The sequence below is a fragment of the Streptomyces sp. AK010 genome (genome assembly GCF_014207295.1).
In the GTDB taxonomy this organism is placed as follows: Bacteria; Actinomycetota; Actinomycetes; order Streptomycetales; family Streptomycetaceae; genus Streptomyces; species Streptomyces massasporeus.
Window position 1 is genome coordinate 224,518 of sequence record NZ_JACHCX010000014.1, and the last position, 7,836, is coordinate 232,353.

General features: G+C 71.2%; 4 protein-coding genes and 1 pseudogene. All 5 read right to left on the minus strand.

The features are described from left to right. Positions 1–57 precede the first annotated feature (57 nt). The gene (locus HDC93_RS25920) at positions 58–519 is read right to left on the minus strand and encodes a hypothetical protein (protein ID WP_185013226.1); all 462 of its coding nucleotides are present in this window, start codon (positions 517–519) and stop codon (positions 58–60) included. Between the two features lie 139 nt (positions 520–658). After that, positions 659–3,640 (minus strand): 1,4-alpha-glucan branching enzyme, encoded by a 2,982-nt coding sequence (gene glgB, locus HDC93_RS25925; protein WP_185013227.1) that lies wholly within the window; start codon positions 3,638–3,640, stop codon positions 659–661. A gap of 31 nt (positions 3,641–3,671) precedes the next feature. After that, positions 3,672–5,114, minus strand: coding sequence for a maltokinase N-terminal cap-like domain-containing protein (locus HDC93_RS25930; protein ID WP_185013228.1), 1,443 nt, complete (start codon positions 5,112–5,114; stop codon positions 3,672–3,674). A gap of 192 nt (positions 5,115–5,306) precedes the next feature. Next, complete coding sequence (gene treS / locus HDC93_RS25935; protein ID WP_185013229.1) at positions 5,307–7,025, minus strand: maltose alpha-D-glucosyltransferase; 1,719 nt, start codon at positions 7,023–7,025, stop codon at positions 5,307–5,309. Further along, a pseudogene (locus HDC93_RS25940) lies at positions 7,022–7,836 on the minus strand (alpha-1,4-glucan--maltose-1-phosphate maltosyltransferase); the annotation flags it as partial. The pseudogene HDC93_RS25940 and the gene treS, both read right to left, overlap by 4 nt.

The window sequence follows — 7,836 nt, forward strand, 5'->3', positions numbered from 1 at the left end:
CGGCAGCCCCGTGGTGCGACCACCCGACCACGAGCCCGGCGAACACCGGGAGCAGCGTCATGACGCCGCCGCGGCCTTTCGGGCGCGCAGCTCGGTCGCGTAGCCCGCGCCGATGAAGAGCAGGGCGGCGGCCAGGGCGAGTACGGCGCTCGTCGCGTTCATCCAGCCGTAGTCGGAGTCGCTGGAGTAGACGGAGCCGTCGTCGCGGACGCAGTCGAAGCGCAGCGGCAGGTACGAGGACCGGTGATGGTTCAGCCCCTCTCGCGTGGCCTCGCCGAAGCCGTCGCGGCAGGCCGGGGCCGGGATCGAGTCCGCCCCGTCACCGAACGCGTGCTGCGACGCCAGCACGCCGAAGAGGCCCAGCGAGTACACGGCCGCCGCCGCCCACGCGGCCGTCGCCCCCGCGCGGCGCATCAGGTGGTTCGGCCACGGCTCGGGCCGCCCGGGAAACGCCATGGCGACGACCCCCAGCCCCGCGATGAGCGCGCCGACGGCACAGGCCGCCGAGAGTGGACCCATCAGCACGGCGGGACCTGCGAGGTGAGCGCGGCGGCATCCATGCCGCCACCCCACCAGCATCCCACCGTGCGGGCTATGGCGGAGGCCACTCCTCCGGCCACAGCCGTGTCACAGGCTGCGGCTGTCGCCGGCCGGCCTCCTAAGCCGGCCGCAGCCACACCGTCGCCAGGGGCGGCAGGGTCAGGCGGATACTGGCCGGGCGGCCGTGCCAGGACTGGGGTTCGGGCTTGACCGGATCGGGGTTGATGACGTCGCTGCCGCCGTAGCGGGCCGCGTCGGTGTTGAGCGCCTCGTGCCAGGCGGGGACGTTGTCGGGAACGCCCAGGCGGTAGTCCTGGCGGGTGACCGGCGCGAAGTTGGACACGGCCAGCACCGGGGCGCCTTCCGGATCCAGTCGCAGGAACGCGAGGACGTTGTCGTCGGCGGCGTCCCCGACGATCCACTCGAAACCGGCCGGGTCCGTGTCCAGCCGCCACAGCGCCGGGGTCGCCCGGTAGACGGTGTTCAGGTCGCGGACCAGGTCCCGCACACCCCGGTGGTCGGGCTCCGCCCCGTACCCCGGGTCCAGCAGCCACCAGTCCGGTCCGTGCGCCTCCGACCACTCGGCTCCCTGCGCGAACTCCTGCCCCATGAAGAGCAGTTGCTTGCCGGGATGAGCCCACATGAAGCCGAGGTAGGACCGCACCCCGGCGCGCTGCTGCCACCAGTCGCCCGGCATCTTCGACACCAGGGACCGCTTGCCGTGCACGACCTCGTCGTGGGAGATCGGCAGCACGTAGTTCTCGCTGTACGCGTACACCATCGAGAAGGTCATCTCGCCGTGGTGGTACTTGCGGTGCACCGGCTCGTGACTCATGTACTGCAACGAGTCGTGCATCCAGCCCATGTTCCACTTCAGCCCGAAACCCAGCCCGCCGAAGCCGCTCGGGCCCTTGTGGTGGGTGGCGCGGGTGACACCGTCCCAGGCGGTGGACTCCTCGGCGACGGTGACCACGCCGGGCACCCTGCGGTAGACCGTGGCGTTCATCTCCTGGAGGAACGCCACCGCGTCCAGGTTCTCCCGCCCGCCGTGCTCGTTGGGCGTCCACTGGCCCGGCTCACGCGAGTAGTCCAGGTAGAGCATCGAGGCGACGGCGTCCACGCGCAGCCCGTCGATGTGGAACTCCTCGCACCAGTACACGGCGTTGGCCACGAGGAAGTTGCGCACCTCGTTGCGGCCGAAGTCGAACTCCAGCGTGCCCCAGTCGGGGTGTGCGGCCCGCAGCGGATCCTCGTGCTCGTACAGGGGCCTGCCGTCGAACTCGGCCAGCGCCCAGTCGTCGCGCGGGAAGTGCGCGGGCACCCAGTCCATGAGGACGCCGATGCCGGCCCGGTGCAGCGAGTCGACCAGGTACCGGAAGTCGTCCGGCGTGCCCAGCCGGGCCGTCGGCGCGTAGAAGCCGGTCACCTGATAGCCCCAGGAGCCGCCGAACGGATGCTCCGCGACCGGCATCAGCTCGACGTGCGTGAAGCCCAGGTTCTTCACGTATCCCGGGAGCTGCTCGGCGAGTTGGCGGTACGTCAACCCGGGCCGCCAGGACGGCAGGTGGATCTCGTAGACCGAGAACGGCGCCTCGTGCGCCGGGGCCTCGGCGCGCCGGGCCAGCCACTCGGCGTCGCCCCACTCGTACTCCGAGGAGGTGATGACCGACGAGGTCGCGGGCGGCACCTCCGTGCGGCGGGCCAGCGGGTCGGCGCGCTGCGTCTTCGAGCCGTCGGGGCGCGTGATCTCGAACTTGTACAGCTCGCCCTCGCCGACGTCCGGCAGGAACAGCTCCCACACCCCGGACGAGCCCAGCGACCGCATGACGTGCCCGGTGCCGTCCCAGAAGTTGAAGGTGCCGGTCACGCGCACACCGCGCGCGTTCGGCGCCCACACCGCGAACCGGGTGCCGGTCACGCCCTCGTGGGTCGTCGGGTGGGCGCCCAGCGCCGTCCACAGCTCCTCGTGCCGGCCCTCGCCGATCAGGTGCAGGTCGAGGTCGCCCAGCGTGGGCAGGAAGCGGTACGCGTCCTCGGTCTCCAGGACCGTCCCCTCGTACTCCACGACCAGCCGGTAGGCCGGAACCTCCCTCAGCGGCAGCAGCCCCGAGAAGAACCCCTCCCCGTCGTTGTGCAGCTCGGCCCGCAGTTCCCCGGAGACGACGGCCACCGACAGGGCGTACGGACGGAACGCCCGGAAGGCGATGCCGCCGGGCACGGGGTGCGCGCCGAGCACGGAGTGCGGGGCGTGGTGCGTGCCGGCGAGCAGCCGCTCCCGGTCCACCGCGTCGACGGCGGGCGAGACGGCGACCTCCATCTCCGGCTGAACGACCTGGGCGGAACCGGCGTCCCCGGCCGGGGCCTGCCCGGCGGGACCCTTCCGAGCAGGGGCTTTTCGGGCCGGGGCCTTCTTGACCGCGCTCTTCTTCGCGACGGCCTCGCCCGCGGGCGCCTTGCCGGCGGTGGTCTTCTTCGCGGGGCTCTTGGCGACCGTGCTCGTGGCGGGGGCGGTCTTCTTGGCGGTGGCCTTCTTGGCGGAGACCTTGGCGGGGGTGGCCTTCTTCGCGACGGCCTCGGCGGCCGTTCTCGTGGCGGCGGCGCGTTCGGTGGTGCCGGCCTTCTTGGCCGGGGCCTTCTTCGCGGTGGTCCTCGCCGCGGGCGCCTTCGCGGCCGCCGCCTTGCCGGCGACGGTTTCCGCGGCCGTGGACTTCGAGGCCGCGGCCTTCACGGCAGTGGTCTTGGCCGCCGTCGCCCTGACCGTCGTGGCCTTCTTCGCGGCCGACTTCTTGGCGGCCGACTTCTTCCCGGCGGTCTTCTTCGCCGTCGCCGTACCTGCCGCGGGCTGCTCGACCGCCGTCTTCTCGGCCGCGGCCTTCTTCGTCGCCGCCTTCTTGGCCACCGTCTTGCCGACGGTGGTCTTCGCGGCGGCGGCCTTCTTGGCGGTCGCCTTCGCGGGGGCCGCCTTCTTCGCCGCTGCCTGTCTGGGCACCGCCGTCTTCTTCGTGGCGCTCTTCTGCTGGGCGGCCGTAGGCTGCTCGGGGATCTTCTCCCCGGCGGTCCCCTTGGGGCGCGAACCGCTGGACTCAGGGCGGGGGGTCACGGGCGGAGCCTCCAGGGCGAGGGGTGGTCGGTCAGGTCAGGTGGCCGGTCGAGGCGAGCCGGTCTATGGCGGCCAGCGGCACAGGCAGCCAGTCGGGGCGGTGCCGGGCCTCGTACACCACCTCGTAGATCGCCTTGTCGGTCTCGTAGGCGCGCAGCAGCACCGGGTCGGTGCGCGGATCGCGGCCGGATGCCTCCGCGTAGCCGGCGCAGTACGCCGAGCGGCAGGTTTCGGCCCAGTCCGGCTGGGGCGGATCGACCGAACGCGCCGCGTAGTCGAAGGACCGCAGCATGCCGGCGACGTCCCGCACGGCCGGCTGCGGCATGCGCCGCTCGGCCAGCGGCCGGGCCGGCTCGCCTTCGAAGTCGATCAGCCGCCACTCGCCGGACGGCGAACGCAGGCACTGCCCGAGATGCAGATCGCCGTGCACCCGCTGCGCGGTCCAGGTGCGGCCCTCGGCGGCCAGATCGCCCAGCGCCGTGAACGCGGAGCGCAGCCCGTCGGCGTACGGCCGCAGTGCGGCCACCGCCTGGACGGCCGCGTCCAGCCGCTCGATCATGCCGTCGACCATGCGCTGGAGCTGCATGTGACCGAGCGTGACGGTCGGCAACGCCCGGGCCAGCGCGGTGTGCACCTCGGCGGTGGCCCGCCCCAGTGCCCGCGCAGCGGCGCCGAAGTCCTCGCCTTTGGCCAGCTCGCGCAGCGCCAGCTCCCAGCCGTCGGAGGCGCCCTGCAGGAACGGCTGCAGCACCCCGAGGACGTACGGCTGGCCCGCCGGGTCCGCCGAACCCGACGGGACGACCGGGTCCGCCGTGGGGGAGATGTCCGCGACCAGCCAGGCCGCCGGAGCGGGCACCCGGGGGCAGCCCTCGCGGGCCAGCGCGAGCGGCAGTTCCAGATCGGGGTTGACCCCGGGCACGATCCGGCGAAGCAGCTTCAGGATGAACGTATCTCCATAGACGATCGACGAGTTGGACTGCTCGGCGGTCACCACGCGCGGCACGAGACCGGAGCGGATGTCCTGGCCGGGGTCCCGTTCGAAGCGGAGCCTGCCGACCCGGGCCCGGGTGCGCAGCGCCTCCAGGAGCAGCTCGGACGGCCTGGTGTCGTGCAGGGCGTCGTAGACCGTCCGGCCGGCCAGCGGCCCCGTCGGCACGTGTCCGATGAGCGCGGGCGCCAGCCGAGGCGGCAGCGCCTCGCGCACGCCTATCAGCAGCTGGTAGCAGTCACCGGGGTGGCCGGGCGCACCGTGGGACGGCACGGCGGGCTGATGGGCGCGGACGAGCAGGTGGTACAGGCCCAGCTTGGATGTGGCCGGGAGCAGCTCGGTGGCCTCGACCAGCGTGAACCCGGTGACCGGCCGCCCCTTGCCCGCGAACCACCGCTGCCGCGGCAGCCACTCCCGCAGCAACGGGTCGAGGGAGGCGAGGAGGCCGGGCGGGGTGGTGACGGTGCGTGTGACGGCTTCCGACATGGCGTCGCGTCCTTTCACCCATTCATGGTGCGCCTCCGGGTGCCTGCGGCCGGCCCCGGACGGCGCCCCTCCGGCTCACGCGGGTGGGCGGGGTGTTACTGATGCGTGCCCCGGGCGGGGCGGAGGAAACGCCCCGCCGCCGGGGTTTGAGGCCCGCCCCGCGGGTCAGGCCTCAACAGGCCCTCTCAGGCCTCACATGGTCTCCCTGCGGAGCCTGAACCAGTAGAACCCGTGGCCCCCGAGGGTCAGCAGGTACGGCAGCTCGCCGATGGCGGGGAAGCGCACCCCGCCGAACAGCTCCACCGGGTGCCGCCCCTCGAAGGCGCTCAGATCCAGCTCCGTGGGCTGCGCGAACCGCGAGAAGTTGTTCACGCACAGCACCAGGTCGTCCCCTCCGTCCCCAGAAACGGGGGCCTCGCGCAGGAACGCCAGCACCGCCGGGTTCGTCGACGGCAGCTCGGTGTACGAGCCGAGCCCGAAGGCCGGGTTCTGCTTGCGGATCTCGATCATGCGGCGGGTCCAGTGCAGCAGCGAGGACGGCGAGGCCATCGACGCCTCGACGCTCGTGACCTGGTAGCCGTAGACCGGGTCCATGATCGTGGGCAGGAACAGCCGTCCCGGGTCGCACGAGGAGAACCCCGCGTTGCGGTCGGGTGTCCACTGCATCGGCGTGCGCACCGCGTCCCGGTCACCGAGCCAGATGTTGTCGCCCATGCCGATCTCGTCGCCGTAGTACAGGATCGGCGAACCCGGCAGCGACAGCAGCAGGGCCGTGAACAGCTCGATCTGGTTGCGGTCGTTGTCCAGCAGGGGAGCGAGCCTGCGGCGGATGCCGATGTTGGCGCGCATGCGGGGATCCTTGGCGTACTCGGCCCACATGTAGTCGCGCTCTTCGTCCGTGACCATCTCGAGCGTCAGCTCGTCGTGGTTGCGCAGGAAGATGCCCCACTGGCAGTTCGACGGGATCGCCGGGGTCTTGGCCAGGATCTCGGAGACCGGGTAGCGCGATTCCCGCCGTACCGCCATGAAGATGCGTGGCATGACCGGGAAGTGGAACGCCATGTGGCACTCGTCGCCGCCGCTCGGGTAGTCGCCGAAGTAGTCGACGACGTCCTCGGGCCACTGGTTGGCCTCCGCCAGCAGCACCGTGTCCGGGTACTGCGCGTCGATCTCCTTGCGCACCCGCTTCAGGAAGTCGTGCGTCTCCGGCAGGTTCTCGCAGTTCGTGCCCTCCTGCTGGTACAGGTACGGCACCGCGTCCAGCCGGAACCCGTCGATGCCCAGGTCCAGCCAGAACTTCAGGGCGGAGATCATCTCCTCCTGCACGGCCGGGTTCTCGTAGTTGAGGTCCGGCTGGTGGGAGAAGAACCGGTGCCAGTAGTACTGCTTGCGCACCGGGTCGTAGGTCCAGTTGGAGGCCTCGGTGTCGACGAAGATGATCCGCGCGTCCTGGAACTGCTTGTCGTCGTCCGCCCACACGTAGTAGTCGCCATAGGGCCCGTCGGGGTCCTTGCGCGACTCCTGGAACCAGGGGTGCTGGTCGCTGGTGTGGTTCATGACGAAGTCGATGATCACGCGCATGCCGCGCTGGTGGGCGGCGTCGACGAACTCCACGAAGTCCGCGAGGTCGCCGAACTCCGGCAGCACGGCCGTGTAGTCGGAGACGTCGTAGCCGCCGTCGCGCAGGGGGGACTTGAAGAACGGCGGCAGCCACAGGCAGTCCACGCCGAGCCACTGGAGGTAGTCCAGCTTCGCGGTCAGGCCCTTGAGGTCGCCGACGCCGTCGCCGTTGCTGTCCTGGAAGGAGCGGACGAGCACCTCGTAGAAGACGGCGCGCTTGAACCACTCCGGGTCACGGTCCCTGGCAGGAGTGTCCTCGAAGGTGTCCGGAACGGGTTCGTTGACGATCATGTTGTGGGTGACCCTCCGATCTCCGGGGTGGACGGTCGCAGGACCGTGAAGACGTGCGCGGGCCGGTGGCCCGGGTCGAGGCGCACATAGTTGGCCCTGCCCCAGTGGTAGGTCTCGCCGGTGAGCTCGTCGCGCACCGGCACCGACTCGTGCCGGTCCAGGCCGAGTTGCGGCATGTCCAACGAGACCGTGGCCTCCTGGGTGTGGTGGGGGTCGAGGTTGGCGACCACCAGAACCGTGTTCGAACCCTTCCGCTTCGAGTAGGCGATCACCGCCTCCTGGTCGGCGTGGTGGAAGTGGAGGTCGCGCAGCTGCTGGAGGGCGGGGTTCTCCCGCCGGACGGTGTTGAGGCGGGTGAGCAGCGGGGCGATGGTGCGGCCCTCGCGTTCGGCGGCGGCCCAGTCGCGGCGCGTGAGCTGGTACTTCTCCGAGTCGAGGTACTCCTCGCTGCCCTCGCGCAGCGGGGTGTTCTCGCACAGTTCGTAGCCGGAGTAGATGCCCCAGGACGGTGACAGCGTCGCGGCGAGCACGGCCCGGACCTCGAAGGCGGGACGGCCGCCGTGCTGGAGGTAGGCGTGCAGGATGTCGGGGGTGTTGGGGAAGAAGTTGGGCCGCATGTAGGAGGCGGCCTCACCCGACAGCTCCGTCAGGTACTCGGTCAGCTCCTCTTTGGAGTTGCGCCAGGTGAAGTAGGTGTAGGACTGCTGGAAGCCGATCTGGGCCAGGGTGTGCATCATCGCCGGGCGGGTGAACGCCTCGGCCAGGAAGATCACATCGGGGTCGGTGCGGTTGATCTCCCCGATGACCCGCT

Bases quoted from the DNA above. Each gene is read 5' to 3' on its own strand.
- HDC93_RS25920 (WP_185013226.1), bottom strand. From the start codon at position 519: ATGGGTCCACTCTCGGCGGCCTGTGCCGTCGGCGCGCTCATCGCGGGG.
- HDC93_RS25930 (WP_185013228.1), bottom strand. From the start codon at position 5,114: ATGTCGGAAGCCGTCACACGCACCGTCACCACCCCGCCCGGCCTCCTC.
- treS (WP_185013229.1), bottom strand. From the start codon at position 7,025: ATGATCGTCAACGAACCCGTTCCGGACACCTTCGAGGACACTCCTGCC.